Annotated in this window: 15 protein-coding genes; 6 read left to right on the plus strand and 9 right to left on the minus strand. The window is 64.3% G+C overall.

Annotated elements, in window-relative coordinates; translation table 11 throughout:
- Positions 1-23 precede the first annotated feature (23 nt).
- Positions 24-878 carry a ParA family protein gene (locus N551_RS0106470; protein WP_027566253.1) on the plus strand — a complete coding sequence of 285 codons (855 nt, stop codon included), beginning with the start codon at positions 24-26 and terminating at the stop codon, positions 876-878.
- Positions 879-1,018: 140 nt separating this feature from the next.
- Entirely contained in the window at positions 1,019-1,903 is an 885-nt protein-coding gene (locus N551_RS0106475) for a ParB/RepB/Spo0J family partition protein (RefSeq protein WP_027566254.1), read from the plus strand.
- 154 nt (positions 1,904-2,057) lie between these two features.
- Here N551_RS0106475 and holA read toward each other — a convergent pair whose 3' ends face one another.
- The 3 genes from holA to leuS are packed head-to-tail and all read right to left on the minus strand — an operon-like array spanning position 2,058 to position 6,296.
- A complete protein-coding gene (holA, locus tag N551_RS0106480; protein ID WP_027566255.1) occupies positions 2,058-3,086 on the minus strand; it encodes a DNA polymerase III subunit delta in 1,029 nt (342 codons plus the stop codon).
- A gap of 47 nt (positions 3,087-3,133) precedes the next feature.
- A complete protein-coding gene (lptE, locus tag N551_RS0106485; protein WP_027566256.1) occupies positions 3,134-3,685 on the minus strand; it encodes an LPS assembly lipoprotein LptE in 552 nt (183 codons plus the stop codon).
- Positions 3,672-6,296 (minus strand): leucine--tRNA ligase, encoded by a 2,625-nt coding sequence (gene leuS / locus N551_RS0106490; RefSeq protein WP_027566257.1) that lies wholly within the window; start codon positions 6,294-6,296, stop codon positions 3,672-3,674. Before leuS ends, lptE begins: the two co-directional genes overlap by 14 nt.
- A 192-nt stretch (positions 6,297-6,488) precedes the next feature.
- Here leuS and N551_RS0106495 point away from each other — a divergent pair, with 192 nt between their 5' ends.
- Complete coding sequence (locus N551_RS0106495) at positions 6,489-7,535, plus strand: GGDEF domain-containing protein (RefSeq protein WP_027566258.1); 1,047 nt, start codon at positions 6,489-6,491, stop codon at positions 7,533-7,535.
- Between the two features lie 3 nt (positions 7,536-7,538).
- On the opposite strand, the gene N551_RS0106500 is transcribed toward N551_RS0106495, so the two are convergent.
- Complete coding sequence (locus tag N551_RS0106500; RefSeq protein ID WP_027566259.1) at positions 7,539-9,236, minus strand: diguanylate cyclase domain-containing protein; 1,698 nt, start codon at positions 9,234-9,236, stop codon at positions 7,539-7,541.
- A gap of 108 nt (positions 9,237-9,344) precedes the next feature.
- Between N551_RS0106500 and N551_RS0106505 the strand changes: the two genes are divergently transcribed.
- Entirely contained in the window at positions 9,345-10,034 is a 690-nt protein-coding gene (locus tag N551_RS0106505; RefSeq protein WP_027566260.1) for a YggS family pyridoxal phosphate-dependent enzyme, read from the plus strand.
- Positions 10,035-10,173: 139 nt separating this feature from the next.
- Here the strand turns inward: N551_RS0106505 and N551_RS0106510 are convergent, their stop codons facing one another.
- The gene (locus tag N551_RS0106510; RefSeq protein WP_027566261.1) at positions 10,174-10,947 is read right to left on the minus strand and encodes a 2-keto-4-pentenoate hydratase; all 774 of its coding nucleotides are present in this window, start codon (positions 10,945-10,947) and stop codon (positions 10,174-10,176) included.
- A gap of 6 nt (positions 10,948-10,953) precedes the next feature.
- Positions 10,954-11,490 carry a L,D-transpeptidase gene (locus N551_RS0106515; protein ID WP_245286341.1) on the minus strand — a complete coding sequence of 179 codons (537 nt, stop codon included), beginning with the start codon at positions 11,488-11,490 and terminating at the stop codon, positions 10,954-10,956.
- Between the two features lie 235 nt (positions 11,491-11,725).
- Here N551_RS0106515 and N551_RS0106520 point away from each other — a divergent pair, with 235 nt between their 5' ends.
- Together N551_RS0106520 and N551_RS0106525 are read left to right on the plus strand one after the other, a co-directional pair.
- A complete protein-coding gene (locus N551_RS0106520) occupies positions 11,726-12,412 on the plus strand; it encodes a response regulator transcription factor (protein WP_007598630.1) in 687 nt (228 codons plus the stop codon).
- Between the two features lie 58 nt (positions 12,413-12,470).
- Positions 12,471-12,914, plus strand: a complete 444-nt coding sequence (locus N551_RS0106525) for a cyclic nucleotide-binding domain-containing protein (protein WP_007598631.1) — start codon at positions 12,471-12,473, stop codon at positions 12,912-12,914.
- Positions 12,915-13,037: 123 nt separating this feature from the next.
- On the opposite strand, the gene N551_RS0106530 is transcribed toward N551_RS0106525, so the two are convergent.
- The 3 genes from N551_RS0106530 to N551_RS0106540 all read right to left on the minus strand — a co-directional run bounded on the left by N551_RS0106530 (position 13,038) and on the right by N551_RS0106540 (position 17,423).
- A complete protein-coding gene (locus N551_RS0106530) occupies positions 13,038-13,853 on the minus strand; it encodes an exodeoxyribonuclease III (RefSeq protein WP_027566263.1) in 816 nt (271 codons plus the stop codon).
- Positions 13,854-14,037: 184 nt separating this feature from the next.
- Positions 14,038-14,793, minus strand: a complete 756-nt coding sequence (locus N551_RS0106535; RefSeq protein ID WP_027566264.1) for an outer membrane lipoprotein carrier protein LolA — start codon at positions 14,791-14,793, stop codon at positions 14,038-14,040.
- 152 nt (positions 14,794-14,945) lie between these two features.
- Positions 14,946-17,423: a DNA translocase FtsK gene (locus N551_RS0106540; protein ID WP_027566265.1), complete on the minus strand. Its 2,478-nt coding sequence runs from the start codon at positions 17,421-17,423 to the stop codon at positions 14,946-14,948.
- Positions 17,424-17,429 lie beyond the last annotated feature (6 nt).

The raw sequence follows: 17,429 nt of genomic DNA on the forward strand, positions 1-17,429 counted from the left end.
AGGGGCCGAGTGGGGAATTTGCGATGAGCGTGATTGACGAACCGCAGCAAGAACAGACCGCCGCCGTCCCGCAGGGCCATCCGCGCATCCTGGCGCTGGCGAATCAGAAGGGCGGCGTGGGAAAAACAACCACGGCGATCAATCTCGGCACGGCGCTCGCTGCGATCGGCGAACGTGTCCTGATCGTCGATCTCGATCCGCAGGGCAATGCCTCGACCGGCCTCGGCATTGATCGCCGCAACCGCTCCTGCTCGACCTATGACGTTCTGGTAGGCGAGGCGAGCCTGCGGGAAGCGGTGGTGCCGACGGCAGTGCCGCGGCTGCATATCGCGCCCTCGACTATGGATCTCTCCGGCCTCGAGCTCGAGCTCGGCACCACGCCCGGTCGTGCGTACAAGCTGCGTGACGCGATCAGCGCGCTCAACAACAACGTCTCTCCCGACGCCGATTACACCTACGTGCTGATCGACTGTCCGCCCTCGCTCAATCTGATCACCGTGAACGCGATGGCGGCTTCGGACGCAATCCTGGTGCCGCTGCAGTGCGAGTTCTTCGCGCTCGAAGGTCTGTCGCAATTGCTGCAGACGGTGGAGCAGGTGCGCTCGACGCTCAATCCGAACCTGTCGATCCACGGCATCGTGCTGACCATGTTCGACTCGCGCAACAATCTCTCGAACCAGGTCGTGGCCGACGTCCGGCAGTTCATGGGCGAGAAGGTCTACAAGACCATGATCCCGCGCAACGTGCGCATCTCGGAGGCGCCGTCCTACGGCAAGCCGGTGCTGGTCTACGATCTCAAATGCGTCGGCAGCGAAGCTTACTTGCGGCTCGCCACCGAAGTGATCCAGCGCGAGCGCGAGCTGCGGACGACGCATTAGAGGTGCGTAGGGTGGGCAAAGGCGTCTTCGCCGTGCCCACCATCTTCCGCACATGACTAACTGGTGGGCACGCTTCGCTTTGCCCACCCTGCGACAATTCAGTTCTGGAGTGCTGCACCGTGAATCCAAGGGAGCTGGCGATGGCCGACGAAGCGCGTTCGCGACTGGGCCGGGGTCTTGCGAGTCTGATCGGTGACGTCGGCGGCGAGGCTCAGCATGTCGATCGCCCGCGCGCGCAACGCAAGGTGCCGATCGAGTTCATCAAGCCCAATCCGCGCAACCCGCGCCGCACCTTTTCGGAAGGCGAGCTCAGGGAGCTCAGCGATTCGATCAAGCAGCACGGCGTGATCCAGCCGATCGTGGTCCGCCCGGTGAAGGGGGCGCAGGACCGCTTCGAGATCATCGCCGGCGAGCGGCGCTGGCGCGCGTCGCAAATGGCCGGCCTGCACGAAGTGCCGATCGTTCCCGTCGACATCAGCGACAGCGATGCGCTGGAGTTCGCGATCGTCGAGAACGTGCAGCGCGAAGACCTCAACCCGATGGAAGAGGCGCTCGGCTATCACGCGCTCGCCAATGAGTTCAAACGCAGCCAGGACGACATTGCCAAAGTCGTCGGCAAGAGCCGCAGCCACATCGCCAACATGATGCGGCTGACGAAGCTTCCAGCCGAGGTGCAGGCCTTGATCACGAGCGGCGAGCTGACCGCAGGTCATGCCCGCGCGCTGATCGGCGTGCCTGATCCGCTCGCGGCTGCCAAGCGCATCGTCGACGAAGGCCTCAACGTCCGCCAGACCGAGGCGCTGGCGCATGAAGAGGGCGTGCCGGAGCGCAAGCCGCAGAAGGCACGCACGGGGGCGAAGGAAAAGGACCCCGACACGGTAGACCTCGAGAAGCGCGTCAGCGACGCGCTCGGGCTCAAGGTCACGGTGAGCCACCGCGACCCCGGTGGCTCCGTGCAGATCAACTACCGTAACCTCGATCAGCTCGACGAGGTGATGCGGCGGCTGGCGAAGGGCGCGCTGTAGCCGCTTGGTGTCGTCCTGGCGAAAGCCAGGACCTCATGCCGATCCACACGTCATTGCGAGCGCAGCGAAGCAATCCAGAATCTTTCCGCGGAGAGATTCTGGATTGCTTCGTCGCAAGGGCTCCTCGCAATGACGAGCGGACAGAGCGGGAAGCTCAGCCCCGCCGCTTCGCGTTTGCGGCGATCGCCATCAGCGTGCGCTGGGCGATGGCGGCGGCGAGGGTGGATTGCTTGCGGGTGTCGAGCGCGGCGGTCGCGAGCTGCTCGATGATGACGGCGAGCCGCGCCACGCTGAAATTACGCAGTGCGGTTTCGACCGCGGGCTTTCGCGAAAAATGCAGGCGCGGATAACCGCTGTCGAGCACGGCGGAAGCGGGGGTGCCGTCGGCGATCGCGAGCGCCGATTTGTGCAGCCACGCCGCCTGGCGCTGCGCCGCGGAGATGATCACGCCGGGGTAGGTGCCGGCGATCATGGCTTTGGCAAACTCGTTCTCGACGATCTCGGGCCGGCCGGCGAAGGCGCCATCGACGATCGGATCGAGTTTCAGCTCCGACGCATCGGCGACCACGGCCATCACGTCATCCAGCGTGATCTCGCCCTTGCCGTGGGCATAGAGCGTGAGCTTGCGCAGTTCGTTGCGCGAGGCCTGCCGGTCGCCGCCGAGGAACGACATCAGCGCCGCGCGGGCGTCCTGCGCGATGCGCAAATTGGCGATGCGGAGCTCGTCTTCCATCAGCTTGGCGAGGTCGCGCTCGGTGTCGGGATAGCAAGCGATCGCGACGGCCGTCTTGGCGCGTTCGCAGGCCTTGCGCAGCGGCGATTCCGGGCGCAGCTCACCGGCCTCGATCACGATGCGGCAATCCCTGACGCCCATCTCCGCCAGCGTGTCGATAGCACTGGCAAAGCTGCGCGAGCCGGCGCGCACGCGGATGGCGCGGCGGCCGCCGAACAGCGGCACCGTCATGGCCTCGTCGACGAGGCGCGACGGCTCGGCGGAGAGCTCGTCGCCATCGACCTTGACTAGCGAGAACGGATCGTTGGGATCGTCGACAGCCGAGGCGATCAGCGCATCCGCGCGTTCGCGGACCAGTCCGGCGTCAGGACCGTAGAGCAGGATGATCGGACGGCCCGCATCGGGGCGGGCGAGATAGGCGTCGATCTCTTTTCCGCGCAGCGCGACCATGGTGCCTGGGATTCGTCAGTCCGGGCGAACCGGGATGACGGGGTGAATTAAGTGCCCGCGGTGAAGAACGAGGCGAGTCGAGTCGTGATGTTCTCGGCGATCTCGTTGGCGGCACGATCCTCGGCATCACGTACCGCGCGGTTGCGGCTGAAACGCTGATAGGAGCCGGGCATGTCGTAGGTCACGCGGGAGAAGGTGGTGCCGGTCATCACCGATTTGCCGCTGACGACCTCGATCAGATTGTACTGGGCGTCGAGGCCGTAGTTTTCACTGCTCGGCAGGCCGGTGTTGGGGTCGACGATCAACGACGACTTGCCGCTCGTGAAGCGGATCTCCAGGCGGTGGGTCGGCGGCATGCCGGTGGCGGTGCCATAGAGCCTGAAGGCCAGCGCGTTGCGAACCTCGACGCCGACGCGGGCTTCGCGCGAGGCATTGGACTTGGCGATCGGGGGCAGATCGACCCCCATCAGCTTCTCGCGCAGGCCGGGCGTGCCGTCGGTGTGCTCGGCATACATCGGGTGGAAGCAGCCGGCCGTCATGGCCGCCAGTGCGGCGACCGCCAGCAAGCGGGCTGCGATGCGGATCCTAGCCGACAACATTCACGATCCTCTTGGGGACGATAATCACCTTGCGGACGGGCTTGCCGTCCAGGGCCAGTTTTACCGCATCGAGGGCCAAAACGGCAGCCTCGATTTCCGGATTCTCGGCCGCTGTTGCAACTGTGACCTCGCCCCGCTTCTTGCCGTTGACCTGAACCACCAGGGTCACACTGTCTTCAACCAGCAAATCGCGTTCGATTTGGGGCCAATCGGCCTCGGAAACCAGCCCGCTGTGGCCGAGAACCTGCCAACACTCCTCGGCCAGATGCGGCATCATCGGGGAGAACAGCTGGACCAGGATCTGGCTGGCCTCCCGGATCGTCCAGGCCAAATCTGGGGCCGGCTGGCCGGGACGCTGCAAGACGTCCGCAAACGCATTGCTGAATTCGCGGATATGGGCGAGGCAGACGTTGAAGTGCAGCCGCTCGATTCCGGTGGTGACCTTGTCCAGCGCGCCATGGGCGGCTTTGCGCAAAGCGATGGCGTCCGGGCCGAAGCTGGCCGGCCGGGCCGCCGGCGCACTCTTGCCGGGTTCCACGGAATCGTTCACCAGCCGCCACAGCCGCTGCACGAAGCGCGAGGCGCCCTGGACGCGCTCATCGCTCCAGATCACGTCCCGCTCGGGCGGGGAATCCGACAGCATGAACCAGCGCGCGACGTCGGCGCCGTAGGTCTCGATGATGTCGTCGGGGTCGACCGTGTTCTTCTTCGACTTCGACATCTTCTCGATCGGGCCGATCTGGATGTCTTCGCCTGACGTCAGCAGCGTCGCGCGGCGGCCATTGGCGCCGGTCTCGACCTTCACCTCGACCGGCTGGACGTAGGTGCCGTCGGCCTTCTGGTAGGTCTCGTGCACCACCATGCCCTGCGTGAACATGCCGGCGAACGGCTCGTCCAGTGCGATGTGCCCGGTCGCCTTCATCGCGCGCGTAAAGAAGCGGCTGTAGAGCAGATGCAGGATCGCGTGCTCGACGCCGCCGATATACTGGTCGACCGGCAGCATCCGGTTGGCGACCTCTGGCGTCGTCGGCGCGTTCTCGTTCCAGGGATCGGTGAAGCGCGCAAAGTACCAGGACGAATCCACGAAGGTGTCCATGGTGTCGGTTTCACGCTGCGCCTTGCCGCCGCATTGCGGACAGGTCACGTGCTTCCAGGTCGGGTGATGATCGAGCGCGTTGCCTGGCTTGTCGAAGCTCACATCCTCCGGCAGCACCACGGGGAGGTCGGCATCCGGCACCGGCACCACGTCGCACTTCGGACAGTGGATGACGGGGATCGGACAGCCCCAATAACGCTGGCGTGAAATGCCCCAGTCGCGAAGGCGGAAATTGACCTGACGCTCGCCGACCGGCGCGTTGCCGCGCAGCTCGGTCTCGAGACGCTTCGCCACCTCGTCCTTGGCCTGATCGATGGTCATGCCGTCGAGGAAGCGCGAATTGATCATGCGGCCGTCACCGTCATAGGCGGTATCGGTAATGACAAAGCTCTTGGGATCCTGGCCTTCGGGGCACACCACCGGCGTGTTGCCGAGAGCGTACTTGTTGACGAAATCGAGGTCGCGTTGGTCGTGGGCGGGGCAGCCGAAAATGGCGCCGGTGCCGTATTCCATCAGCACGAAGTTGGCGACGTAGACCGGCAGCTTCCAGGAGGGATCAAAGGGGTGGACCGCGCGGATGCCGGTGTCAAAGCCCTGCTTCTCGGCCGTGTCGATGATCTCCTGCGCCGTGCCCATCCGCTTGATCTCGCCGATGAACGCGGCGAGCGCAGGGTTTTTGGCGGCGGCCGCTTGCGCCAGCGGATGATCGGCCGAGATCGCCATGAATTTCGCGCCGAACAGCGTGTCGGGGCGCGTCGTGAAAATCTTCAGCTCGCTCTCGCCGGACGGCGTCGTCGCCGCGTCGAGCGCGAAGCGGATCAACAGCCCCTCGGACCGGCCGATCCAGTTGCGCTGCATCAGCCGCACCTTGTCGGGCCAGCGATCCAGCGTATCCAGCGCCGACAGCAGCTCCTGCGAGTACTTCGTGATCTTGAAGACCCACTGGTTCATTTCCCGTTGCTCGACAACGGCACCCGAACGCCAGCCTTTGCCGTCGATCACCTGCTCGTTGGCGAGCACGGTCATGTCGACGGGGTCCCAGTTCACCTTGCGCTTTTCGCGCTCGGCGAGGCCTTCGCGCAGGAAGTCCAGAAACAGCTTCTGCTGGTGCTTGTAGTAGCTGGGATCGCAGGTCGCGATCTCGCGGCTCCAGTCCAGCGACAGCCCGATCGAGCGGAGCTGCTTCTTCATCGCGGCGATGTTGTCGTAGGTCCAGGCCTTCGGCGCCACCTTGCGCTCGATCGCGGCGTTCTCGGCCGGCAGGCCGAAAGCGTCCCAGCCCATCGGGTGCAGCACGTTGAAACCCTTGGCACGCATGAAGCGGGCCAGTACGTCGCCAAGCGTGTAATTGCGGACATGGCCGATATGGATGCGCCCCGACGGGTAGGGGAACATCTCCAGCACATAGTATTTCGGCCGCGGATCGTCGTTCCTGGAGACGAAGATCGCCTGTTGGTCCCAGGCGGCTTGCCAGCGCGGTTCGGCGTCGCGGGCGTTGTAGCGTTCGGAGGTCATGGAATCGTTGGGTTTTGGTGGATCTGGCCGTCTAAAGACGGCGGACTAGGCCATAGAAGTCCTCAAGGGGTCAATGGGTTGCCGCAATTTGGGAACCTTCAGCGCTGCACCGCATAACTACTGAGGCCGCGTTGGGGCGTGATTAAGGGGTCGATGCGAGTTTGCGGCCAACCAGAATTCTCAAGACTTGTGATGGACGCCAGCTTCGACGATCCCGATTACGACTATGCCGCGTCCGTTGCCGAACGGGCGATGCGGACCATGGCCGAACAGCGGATCCCTGCCACGCCGGCCAATTTCGCCGCCTGGTTCCAGTATTTCGCGGGAAGCCACGACGATCTGCGCAACGCGATCGATCTCCTGATCGATCACAATCGGCCCTTCGACGTCAGGACCAATCAGGATCTGTTCAAGACCTACGTCGCGCCCCAGGTGAGTGCCGTCGTCGTCGACACGTCCGAGCGGCTCCACACCCTTATGGGCACGGCGAAGGATTTTCTTGCGACTGCGATTGCCGACAATCACTCCCAGATGCAGGCGATCAACGAGGTCGCGGACCAGGGCAAGGCCGGTGTCGATCCCAAAACGCTGGTCGCCCAGCTCATGAACGAGCTGGGACGCGCCGCCACCCGTGCGACGCGGCTCGAGGCAGGCTTTGCGGAAAAGGCCCGCGAGCTCGACGTGATCCGCGCCTCCCTTTCCAAATCCGAGGAGCGTGCCCGGACCGATACGCTCACAGGCCTCGCCAACCGCCGGGCGCTCGATGAATTCCTGCGCAAGGCGCAGGCGACTGCGGACTGGGGCGAGCCGCTCAGCATGCTGATGCTCGACATCGACCACTTCAAGACCTTCAACGACAGTTTCGGCCATGGCGTCGGCGACCAGGTGCTGCGCCTGATGGCGAAGGTGCTGCGCGAAAAGGTCCGCGAGCAGGACCTGTCGGCCCGCTATGGCGGCGAGGAGCTGATCGCGGTGTTGCCGGATGCCGATCTCGCCGCCTGCGCCGAGATCGCCGAGCGCATCAGGCACGCGATCGCGGAATGCAGGATCACGCGCCGGTCGACCGGCGAGGTCCTGCCCCATATCAGCGTATCGATCGGTGTTGCGCAGTACCGGCCCGGCGAAGCGATCACCGATTTCATCGAGCGCTGCGATCGCGCGCTCTATCTCGCCAAGAACAGCGGCCGCAATCGCGTGGTCACCGAGAGCGAACTCGATTGCACCGGGGCTGCGGGTTAGCCCTCAACCCGCCATCATCATTTCCGCCGCGCCGTTGTCGATCACCGTGATGCCGTGCTCGACGACGTTGTTGCGGCCGCGGTGCTTGGCGGCGTAGAGCGCGGCATCGGCGGCTTCGATCAAATCGCCTGGACGCAAGCTCTCGTTGGGCTTGGTCGCGGCAACGCCGATCGAGACGGTGACGATCATGTGGTCGGAGGTGATGTGCGGCAGGCACAGCTTCAGCACGGCCGCGCGCGCCTGTTCGCCGATTTCGACGGCGCGCGCGACGTCGGTGTTCGGCAGCAACAAGCAGAATTCCTCGCCGCCGTAGCGGGCCGCGAAGCCCATCGTGTCGGCGGCGATGCCGGACAGCGACTCGCCGAGCCTGGTCAGGCAGGAATCGCCTTCGAGATGGCCATAGGTGTCGTTGAACAGCTTGAAGTGGTCGACGTCGATCATCAGAAGTGCGAGGTCGCTGCCATATTGCTGCGCGCGCATCCATTCGAAATCGAGGCGGCTCTGGAAGCCGCGGCGGTTGGCAAGCCCCGACAACATGTCGATCGAGGCCATCACCGTGAGCCGGTCATTGCTCGCCATCAGCTCGCGTTCGCGCTGGCTGAGCTGCGCGGCCATCGCGTTGAACGCGCGGGCCAGCGGCACGAATTCGGACGGCAGGCGATTGCGCGCGGCACGCGCCGACAGATCGCCCTCGCCCAGACGCTTGGCCATGTCGGCGAGCATCCTGATCGGCTTGATAACCAATTTCTCGGCTGCGATCAGTGCCCCGAGCAGCACGAACAGCACGACGAAAGCGAGCTGAAGATAGGCGGTGCGGATGTCGCGGCTCACGGCGGCGGACACCTTGTCCTCGTCGATGCTGGCGATCAGGCGGGCATTGGTCCCGGCGATGCGGATAAAGCTGACCGCGCGGCGGGAGCCGTCGGCTGCGAGGAAAGAGAGTGAGCCTTCGTCCTGGTCAGACCTCAGCGCCTTGTCGGCGATCGCGGACATCAGCGGCATGTTGTCGAGCGGACGTCCGATCGCGCTGTGCTGGTCGGCCGGTGCGGCCAGCACGGTACCCGCGCTGTCGACCAGCACGGCCGTGATGCCGGCGCGACCACCCAGATTGCTCATGACCTTCGACATCCAGTCGAGGTTGACGGTGGCGAGCACGACGGCATCCGCTACGCCGCTGAAGGCGGACACCGGGTAAACCGCCATGACGGTCGGTGTCGGCACGGGGCGCGACAGGATGAAGTCACTCAACACGAAGCGGCCGGTTTCCTGCGCCTGCTGGAAGTACGGCCGATCACTGAGGTCGAGGCCGACATACATGTTGTTGGTGGCGCACTGGATGCGTCCGTCCTGGCCGGCGATCAGAAGCGTACGGATCCAGGGGAGATTCGACGGCAGGCTCGCGCGCAGGACGTCGCAGCTCTTGCTGATGCCGCCCGCGGAGGCGCGGATGAAAGCTTCCGATTTCAGGATGGTCTCGACCGACGAGATCACCTCGCGCTGCGCATCGGCGCTGTGTCTTGCAACGGTGGTGAATTCGGTCGTGGCCTGCGCGATCTGCCGCGTGCGCGTGTCTTCGAGCGAGCGGATGCGCTCGAACATCAAAGGCGTCACCAGAATTACCGCGAGCAACGCAAGCCGCGCCCGGATTCCGAGAACCTGCTTGAGTTTCGCTCGTTTGCGGTTGAAACTGACGTTTGCCATCTTCGCTGCCCACCCCGCGGCTAAGGTAAAGCAAAGGGTTCAAAAACTCTTTCTTGAACTCGGTAAAATTAGAACTAGCTCCGCAACAATCAGCTCCGATGCGACATCATGACCGAAGCCAACGCCGCACCGCTAACCGGCCATTCACCAAACGCGCTCGCCGCGGTCGAAGCCGAAATCGCGCGCGCCTGCAAGGATGCGCGGCGCGAACGTGCCTCCGTGACGCTGATCGCGGTGTCGAAAACTTTCGCCGCGGATGCAATTATCCCGGTGATCGACGCCGGACAGCGCGTATTCGGCGAGAATCGCGTGCAGGAGGCCAAAGGCAAGTGGCCCGCGTTAACTTCTGTTTACCCCGATATCGCGCTGCATCTGATCGGGCCGCTGCAATCCAACAAGGCGAAAGAGGCGGTCGCGCTGTTCGGTGCCATCCATTCGGTCGACCGCCCGAGCATTTGCCAGGCGTTAGCCAAGGAAATCGAATCCCAGAACAAGCACCCCGAATTGTTCGTCCAGATCAATATCGGTGAGGAGCCGCAGAAGGCCGGCATCGCCCCCGGCGAGGCCGATGCTTTCATCGCGAGCTGCCGAGACACCTACGGGCTGACGATCTCGGGATTGATGTGCATCCCCCCGGTGGACGAGCCGCCGGCGGCGCATTTCGCGCTGACCGCCAAGATCGCCGCGCGCAATGGATTGAAGAAGCTCTCGATGGGCATGAGCGCGGATTATGCGACCGCGATCATGCTCGGCGCCACCCATGTGCGCGTGGGAAGTGCGATCTTCGGGCACCGGTGAGAGCCGTCATTGTTGGCGGGGCCCCCTACGAACTCTCGAATTCGTCATTGCGAGCGCAGCGAAGCAATCCAGAATCTTTCCGCGAAGGGACTCTGGATTGCTTCGCTTCGCTCGCAATGACGGCGGTGTATGGGGCGGCTCAAGAGAAACTCACCGACACCTTCCCCAGCACGCCGAAATCCGCTGTGAAATGATCACCCGCCTGGATCGGTAGCGGCGGATGGCACGTGCCTGTGGTCACCACCTCCCCTGCCCGCAAGGTGATGCCGAGGCCACACAGCTCGTTGGCCAGCCAGACCAGGGCAATTCGGGGATCGCCGAGCACGTTCTTGCCGTGGCCGAGATAGCGCTGGCCGCGCAACGTGATCTGCGGCCGCTCCTCGACGAGATCCATGGCGCGCCAGTTCGCATGCGTTGCTGCGCCCAGCACGAACAGATGCGCACAGGCGTTGTCGGCGATCAGCTGCGCCTCGCCGGCGCCGGCGAAATCGGCAAAGCGCGAATCGGGAATCTCGATCGCAGGATGCAAGCTGTCCACGGCGGCGAGCACCTCGTCGACAGTATACGGCGCCGCGCGCGGCGGCAGATCGCGTCCCATGCGGAAAGCGAACTCGGGTTCGCCGACGCGCATCGCGTTGCCTTTCATTGAGGCGGTGCCGCCATCGGCGATCACGGTGTCGCTCATGATCCGGCCGGCCAGCGGTCCCGCGACATTGATGTGCTTCTGTCCGGACTCGCTCGTTGCCGCAATTTTCCAGCCGAACAAGGTCCCGCCGAGCCCGGCCTGCACGGCATACCCCTCGGCGCGGCTCTGTGGCTGCAACCGCGGCTCCAGCGCGTCAAGCTTGGTGCCGTCGCGCCAATGTTTGATCAGGACCTGCGAAGCAGCGGCGATCTGATCCCTGTCGAGCATGTGTCCTCACCCGATGATGATTTTTGTTTTTGGTCCCAGCCGCCGCAGCAATTGTCGCATCGCCGCTTTGGTCATCGAGACGCAGCCTGCGGTCGGACCGAAATTGTCGCGCGCGAGATGCAAGAACACCGCGCTGCCCCGGCCGGCGATCCGCGGCCTCGTGTTGTGGTCGATTTCGATGATGAAGTCATAGAGATGGTCGGCCCGCTTGAGCCGGTCACCGCCCTGCCCCTCGCCCAGCCGGATCCCCTGATTGTAATGACGGTCTTTGGGATCCTCGCACCAGGCGTCCTCGCCGGTGATGATCCGGGCCGGCAGAAAGGTCTGCGGGCGGCTGTGCCGGTCGCCCCGCCACCACAATCGCCTGGGACGGAAGCTGCCCCTCGGGGTGCCGCCATCGCCCTCGCGCTTGTTCGCCAGAATGCCGCCGCGTCCGAGCGCCACCGGAATCGTCAGCGCCCCGGCGGTTAGCCAGCCCCGGCGCGGATTCCCGGCGGCAGCCTTAACGCGGATCGCCGAGAGCGGCCCGGCGCTTCGGTTCATGGTGTAACTAGCTGAAGCAGCTTTAGTTTTCATGTGAACGTGCGATGTCGAATTCATTACAGGACATTCATCAAAACGGCCTGCTATTCTGGGTTAGAGTGGTTCTGGCTTGTGAATCGGTAACAGCCCACTACTTCAAGACGAACAATAATAATAACGGCGACCCCTAAACTTCCCTCTCGGCTGGGTGCAGCATGGATGCGCGCCGCGCCGGACCCCAAAAGGATGACCCCCTATGGCCAATGCCCGCAAGATCCTGATCGTGGATGACGATACCGATCTGCGCGATACGTTGGTGGAGCAATTGTCGCTGCACGAAGAATTTGAAGCCTCCGCGGTCGATACCGGCGCCAAGGGCGCGAGCGCCGCGAAGGCCAATGCCCCCGATCTCGTCCTGATGGATGTTGGCCTGCCCGACACGGATGGCCGCGAAGTGGTCCGTTCATTGCGCAAGGGCGGGTTCAAGGCTCCGATCATCATGCTCACCGGGCATGACACCGATTCCGACACGATTTTGGGGCTGGAATCCGGCGCTAACGATTATGTCGCAAAACCCTTCCGCTTCGCCGTTCTGCTGGCGCGCATCCGCGCCCAGCTCCGGCAGCACGAAGCCAGCGAGGACGCCGTGTTCTCGGTCGGCCCCTACTCTTTCCGGCCCGGCTCCAAGATGCTGACCGCCGCCAACGCGCGCAAAGTCCGGCTGACGGAGAAGGAAACCGCGATCCTCCGCTTCCTCTACCGGGCCGGCCAGATGCCGGTCTCGCGCGAGACCCTCCTCCAGGAGGTTTGGGGCTACAATTCCGGCGTCACCACCCACACGCTGGAAACCCACATCTACCGGCTTCGCCAGAAGATCGAGAAGGACGCCGCCAACCCGGAAATCCTGGTCACGGAAGCCGGTGGCTACAAGCTGGTGCCGTGATACGCTTCTGGGGCGTGCGAATCGTTTGAGATTGCATGCCCTTGAGCCCCGGACCTGAATGTCAATCGACGACGATGTAGCGCTTCTCGAGCGTGTCCCGACACTGCGCCTGTTGGGAGACGCTTCCTTGCGCATGCTGGCGATCGGCTCCGAGCAGCGTGACTTCGTCCGCGGCGACGTCTTGTTCAATCTCGGCGACGATGCCGATGCCGGCTTCGTGGTCCAGCGCGGCGCCTTCCGGGTCGACGACGGCGCCGGCGCGGAGATGATCGCGAGTCCCGGTGCGCTGATCGGCGAGCTCGCGCTGATCGTGCCGATGAAGCGGCCGTCGAGCGCGATTGCGATCGAGCACGCCTCCGTCATCCGCGTCGCGCGCAGCCTGTTTCAGCGCGTGCTCGAAAGCGACCCCGCCGCCGCCGTTCGTCTGCGCGATGAATTCGCGGTGCGCTCCAGCCAGATCGCCAGCGATATATTGATGGCCGGTGCGAAGCTGACGAGTTGACGGCGTCCTGGCGAAAGCCAGGACCCATTACCCCAAATGTTTCCGGCCTGGTGCGATTACCGGCGTCCTCGCGCAACAACGAAGACTGGTGGTAATGGGCCCTGGCCTTCGCCAGGGCAACGATCATAGATCCAGCGTCACCGTAACCGGCACATGGTCCGACGGCCGCTCCCAGCTGCGCGCCTCGCGCAGAATCTTGAAATCACTGACCGCATCTTTCAGCGCGCGCGAGACCCAGATGTGGTCGAGCCTGCGGCCGCGGTCGCCGACGGTCCAATCGGCGGAGCGGTAGCTCCACCACGTGTAGACCTTTTCCGACATCGGAATGCGCTCGCGCGCGACGTCGACCCACTCGCCGGCGGCGAGCGCGGCTTGCAGCTTCTCGGTTTCGATGGGCGTGTGCGACACCACCTTCAGAAGCTGCTTGTGCGACCAGACGTCGTTCTCATGCGGGGCGACGTTGAGATCGCCGACCAGGATGTGGCGATCCTCGCCGCGCGGATGCAGCGGCTCGCACGCCTTCATCTCGTCGAGGAAGCGGAGCTTGTGCTCGAATTTCTCGTTCAGCGCGGGATCGGGAATGTCGCCGCCGGCCGGCACGTAGAAATTATGTACCACCAATGGCTTTGCGATCCCGGCCTTCTCGCCGAACGATACCGAGATGTGGCGTGAATCCACCTTGTCGCAGAAGGTGCGGATGTCCTTCGACTCGAACGGTATCTTCGAGACGATGGCGACGCCGTGATAACCCTTCTGTCCATTCAGCGCGACATGCTCGTAGCCGAGCCGCTTGAAGCGCTTCAGGGGAAAGGCGTCGTCGATACACTTGGTCTCCTGGAGAAACAGCACGTCCGGCCGCGCGCTCTTGAGAAATTTTGCGACCAGATCGATGCGCAGCCGCACCGAATTGATGTTCCAGGTTGTCAGGGAAAAACGCATGAGGGATGCGTCTTAGCATGGATTGGGCGTACGCAAATGCGTGTCCACAGGTCTCGTTGGGTGGGCAAAGCGACTTGTCCGCCGTAGCTCGAAGAGCGAAGGCGGAAGCGTGCCCATCATAGCTGGCGTGAGGATGAGAGATGGTGGGCACGGCGCAAGTGCGCCTTTGCCCACCCTACGGCACTCAGCCCGGCGACGGGCCGTAATTGGTAAAATCGATCTTGAACATGCCGGGATCGAGCTTCTTGCTCGTGTCGAGATTGTAGACCGCGATCGTGGTGTCGTAGCCCTGCGGGTCGGTGACGGTCCACTGCTTCAACTGACCGTCCTTGGCGCCGAACATCAGCAGGAGGCGACTGGTGCCGACCAGGGCCTGCTTCTCCTCGATGGTGACGCTGACGAAGACGTCGTCGGCCGAGACGTTGACGACGTTGGTGTCCTTCATCAGGTCGATGCGGTCGGACAGCAGGAAACGCAGCGGTGTCTGCGACAGCGGATAGACGTCCTGCGTCGCGAGCTTGCGGTCGCGCACCACCAGCGACGAACCGTCGGCGACGATGTCGATCGGGCTCGGCGCGTCATATTCGAAGCGCACCTTGCCCGGCTTCTGGATGTAGAAGTCGCCTTGCGTCTTGCTGCCGTCGGGGCCGACCTGGACGAAATTCCCGACCAGCGTCGACAATGAGGACAAATAGGCGCTGACCTTGGCGGCCTGGGCCTTCTGGTTGGCATCGAAGGTCTGGAAGATGCTGCTCGGCACGTTGCGGCGCGGATCCGGAATCACCGGATTCGGCGGCGTCTGGGTCGCGCCGGTGACCGCGGGCCCTCCACCGGCCGGACCGCCATCGCGGCCCTTCGGCGCAGGCTTCGGCACGGGAACGGTCTGCGCGAACGACGCCGTGATCACCATCGCGGCGGTGACGAGAATCACGCCGGCCATGCGCGCGCTCCGCGCGGCGACAATGGCAGCGAATCGAATGTCCGGATGTCTGATCAACGCGTCGTCCTGTGTGGCTGGGCGCCCTTTTAGCGTGATTTCGGCCGAAAGCAGATAACGTTTTTGCGTGAAATGATGGTTTGAGGCGGTTCGCCTCACATATGGCTGTCTTCTTCCTCGACCAGAATCTCGCGCTTGCCGGCGTGGTTGGCGGGTCCGACGATACCCTCCAGTTCCATGCGCTCCATCAGCGATGCGGCGCGGTTATAGCCGATCTGCAGGCGACGCTGGATGTAGCTGGTGGAGGCCTTGCGGTCGCGTTTGACGATCGCAACAGCCTGCGAGAACAAATCGCCGCCGCCATCCGCGCCCATGGCGGACGCGTCGAACACCGCGCCGTCCTCGTCCTCGCTGGGTTCTTCGGCTGTGACGGCTTCGAGATATTCCGGCTGTCCCTGCGTCTTGAGATGGCGCACCACCTTCTCGACTTCCTCGTCCGACGCGAAAGGTCCGTGCACGCGGCTGATGCGACCGCCGCCGGCCATGTAGAGCATGTCGCCCTGGCCGAGGAGTTGCTCGGCACCCATCTCGCCGAGAATCGTACGGCTGTCGATCTTGGACGTCACCTGGAAGGCGATGCGGGTCGGGAAGTTCGCCTTGATGGTACCGGTGATGACGTCGACCGATGGACGCTGCGTTGCGAGGATCACGTGCAGGCCGGCGGCACGCGCCATCTGCGCGAGGCGCTGCACCGCGCCTTCGATGTCCTTGCCGGCGACCATCATCAGGTCGGCCATTTCGTCCACGATGATGACGATGTAGGGCAGCGGGTCGAGCGAGAGCTTCTCTTCCTCGTAGATCGCCTTGCCGGTTTCCTTGTCGAAGCCGGTGTGCACCGTGCGCGTCGGCTCTTCGCCCTTGGCCTTCAATTCGAGCAGGCGCGTGTTGTAACCGTCGATGTTGCGCACACCGAGCTTGGCCATGTTCTTGTAGCGCTCTTCCATCTCGCGCACGGCCCATTTCAGCGCGACCACCGCCTTCTTCGGGTCGGTCACGACGGGCGTGAGCAGATGGGGAATGCCGTCATAGACGGAGAGTTCGAGCATCTTCGGATCGACCATGATCAAGCGGCATTGGTCCGGACGCAGCCGGTAGACCAAGCTGAGAATCATGGTGTTGATGGCGACCGACTTGCCGGAGCCGGTGGTACCGGCGATCAGCATGTGCGGTGTGCGTGCGAGGTCGATGATGACGGGATCACCGCCGATGGTCTTGCCGAGGCAGAGCGGCAGTTTCGCAACCGAATCGACGGTCTCCTTGGCGACCAGCAGCTCGCGCAGATAGACCTTTTCGCGATGCGCGTTCGGCAGCTCGATGCCGATGGCATTGCGTCCGGGCACGACGGCGACGCGCGCCGACAGCGCGCTCATTGAACGTGCAATGTCGTCGGAAAGGCCGATCACGCGCGACGACTTGATACCCGGCGCCGGCTCCAGCTCGTACAGCGTGACCACGGGACCCGGATGGGCCTTCACGATCTCGCCGCGAACGCCGAAATCCTGCAGCACGCCTTCGAGCGCGCGCGAATTGGTTTCCAGCTCGGCCTTGCTGAGCGGCTGGCGATCGCCGGCCTTCGGCGCGGCCAGCACCGATACGGACGGAAGCTCGAACTTGTCGGAGGATTTCTTGGAAGCGGCCTTGGGCGCAGCCTTCTTGCGCGGCGCGCGGGCGGCGGGCTCCTCCTCCTCTTCCTCGTCTTCCTCGACCTCTTCGTGCTCGTCGTCGTAGTCCTCGTCCTGGGCCTGCGGCGAGATCGACGGCGCGGCGCGGCCGCCACCGAGCTTCGGCTCCTGGCGGCTGAATGCAACGGCCTTGGTCTTCGGCCCGCTCGAGACCAGCGAGCGGTAGGCCGCGCCAAGCAACCAGATCAGCCGCGCCTTCGTGCTCATCAATGCGTGGAACAGCCAGCCCAGCGATACCGAACCGCGATCGCTCTCATCTTCCTGGTCGAGCGGCTTGTCGTCGTCCTCGATCTCCGCGAGTTCGTCGTCATGCTCGCGTGCGCCAAGGCCGCAGGCGATCAGGAAGGTCGCCGCCATCGCGGCGAACAGGATCGTGCCGAGCACCATGCGATAGATCATGCCTGGCGGTCCGAAGATCACCGCAGGCGCGCGAACCAGCGCATCGCCGACAACGCCGCCGAGGCCGGTCGGCAGCGGCCAGGCGCCGCCATGTGGCCAGCAGCTGACGAAGCCCGCCGCGATCACCGTGCAGAGAATCCAGGAGCCGAGCCGCAGTGCCTCGCGGTCGAACGGGCGATGGGTCAGCATGCGCCAGCCCCAGACCGCGACCGTCAGGACTAGCATGATCGCGCCGAGCCCGAGAATCTGCATCGCAAGGTCGGCGCCGATCGCGCCGGCATAGCCGAGAATGTTGCGGATCGGCCGCGACGTTGCGTGGCTGAGGCTGGGATCCTGCACCGACCAGGTCATCAGCGCCGCCGAGGCGACACCCGACAATGCGATCAGGCCGAGACCGCCGAGCTCGCGCACGCGCCGCGCCAGCCCCTCGCGGATCGAGGGCGGCAGATGGCCGACCAGGGGAATGACACGTTCGATTGTCGACATGCTCACGGGCCC

It is taken from the genome of Bradyrhizobium sp. URHA0013 (genome assembly GCF_000518345.1).
In the GTDB taxonomy this organism is placed as follows: domain Bacteria; phylum Pseudomonadota; class Alphaproteobacteria; order Rhizobiales; family Xanthobacteraceae; genus Bradyrhizobium.

Excerpts from the sequence above, each read along its gene's own strand:
- N551_RS0106530 (WP_027566263.1), bottom strand. The coding sequence starts at position 13,853 with ATGCGTTTTTCCCTGACAACCTGGAACATCAATTCGGTGCGGCTGCGC.
- lptE (WP_027566256.1), bottom strand. The coding sequence starts at position 3,685 with ATGTTGTCGGCTAGGATCCGCATCGCAGCCCGCTTGCTGGCGGTCGCC.
- leuS (WP_027566257.1), bottom strand. The coding sequence starts at position 6,296 with ATGACCTCCGAACGCTACAACGCCCGCGACGCCGAACCGCGCTGGCAA.
- N551_RS0106470 (WP_027566253.1), top strand. The coding sequence starts at position 24 with ATGAGCGTGATTGACGAACCGCAGCAAGAACAGACCGCCGCCGTCCCG.
- N551_RS0106535 (WP_027566264.1), bottom strand. The coding sequence starts at position 14,793 with ATGGCCGGCGTGATTCTCGTCACCGCCGCGATGGTGATCACGGCGTCG.
- N551_RS0106495 (WP_027566258.1), top strand. The coding sequence starts at position 6,489 with ATGGACGCCAGCTTCGACGATCCCGATTACGACTATGCCGCGTCCGTT.
- N551_RS0106510 (WP_027566261.1), bottom strand. The coding sequence starts at position 10,947 with ATGCTCGACAGGGATCAGATCGCCGCTGCTTCGCAGGTCCTGATCAAA.
- N551_RS0106520 (WP_007598630.1), top strand. The coding sequence starts at position 11,726 with ATGGCCAATGCCCGCAAGATCCTGATCGTGGATGACGATACCGATCTG.
- N551_RS0106475 (WP_027566254.1), top strand. The coding sequence starts at position 1,019 with ATGGCCGACGAAGCGCGTTCGCGACTGGGCCGGGGTCTTGCGAGTCTG.
- N551_RS0106525 (WP_007598631.1), top strand. The coding sequence starts at position 12,471 with ATGTCAATCGACGACGATGTAGCGCTTCTCGAGCGTGTCCCGACACTG.
- N551_RS0106500 (WP_027566259.1), bottom strand. The coding sequence starts at position 9,236 with ATGGCAAACGTCAGTTTCAACCGCAAACGAGCGAAACTCAAGCAGGTT.
- N551_RS0106505 (WP_027566260.1), top strand. The coding sequence starts at position 9,345 with ATGACCGAAGCCAACGCCGCACCGCTAACCGGCCATTCACCAAACGCG.
- N551_RS0106515 (WP_245286341.1), bottom strand. The coding sequence starts at position 11,490 with ATGAACCGAAGCGCCGGGCCGCTCTCGGCGATCCGCGTTAAGGCTGCC.
- holA (WP_027566255.1), bottom strand. The coding sequence starts at position 3,086 with ATGGTCGCGCTGCGCGGAAAAGAGATCGACGCCTATCTCGCCCGCCCC.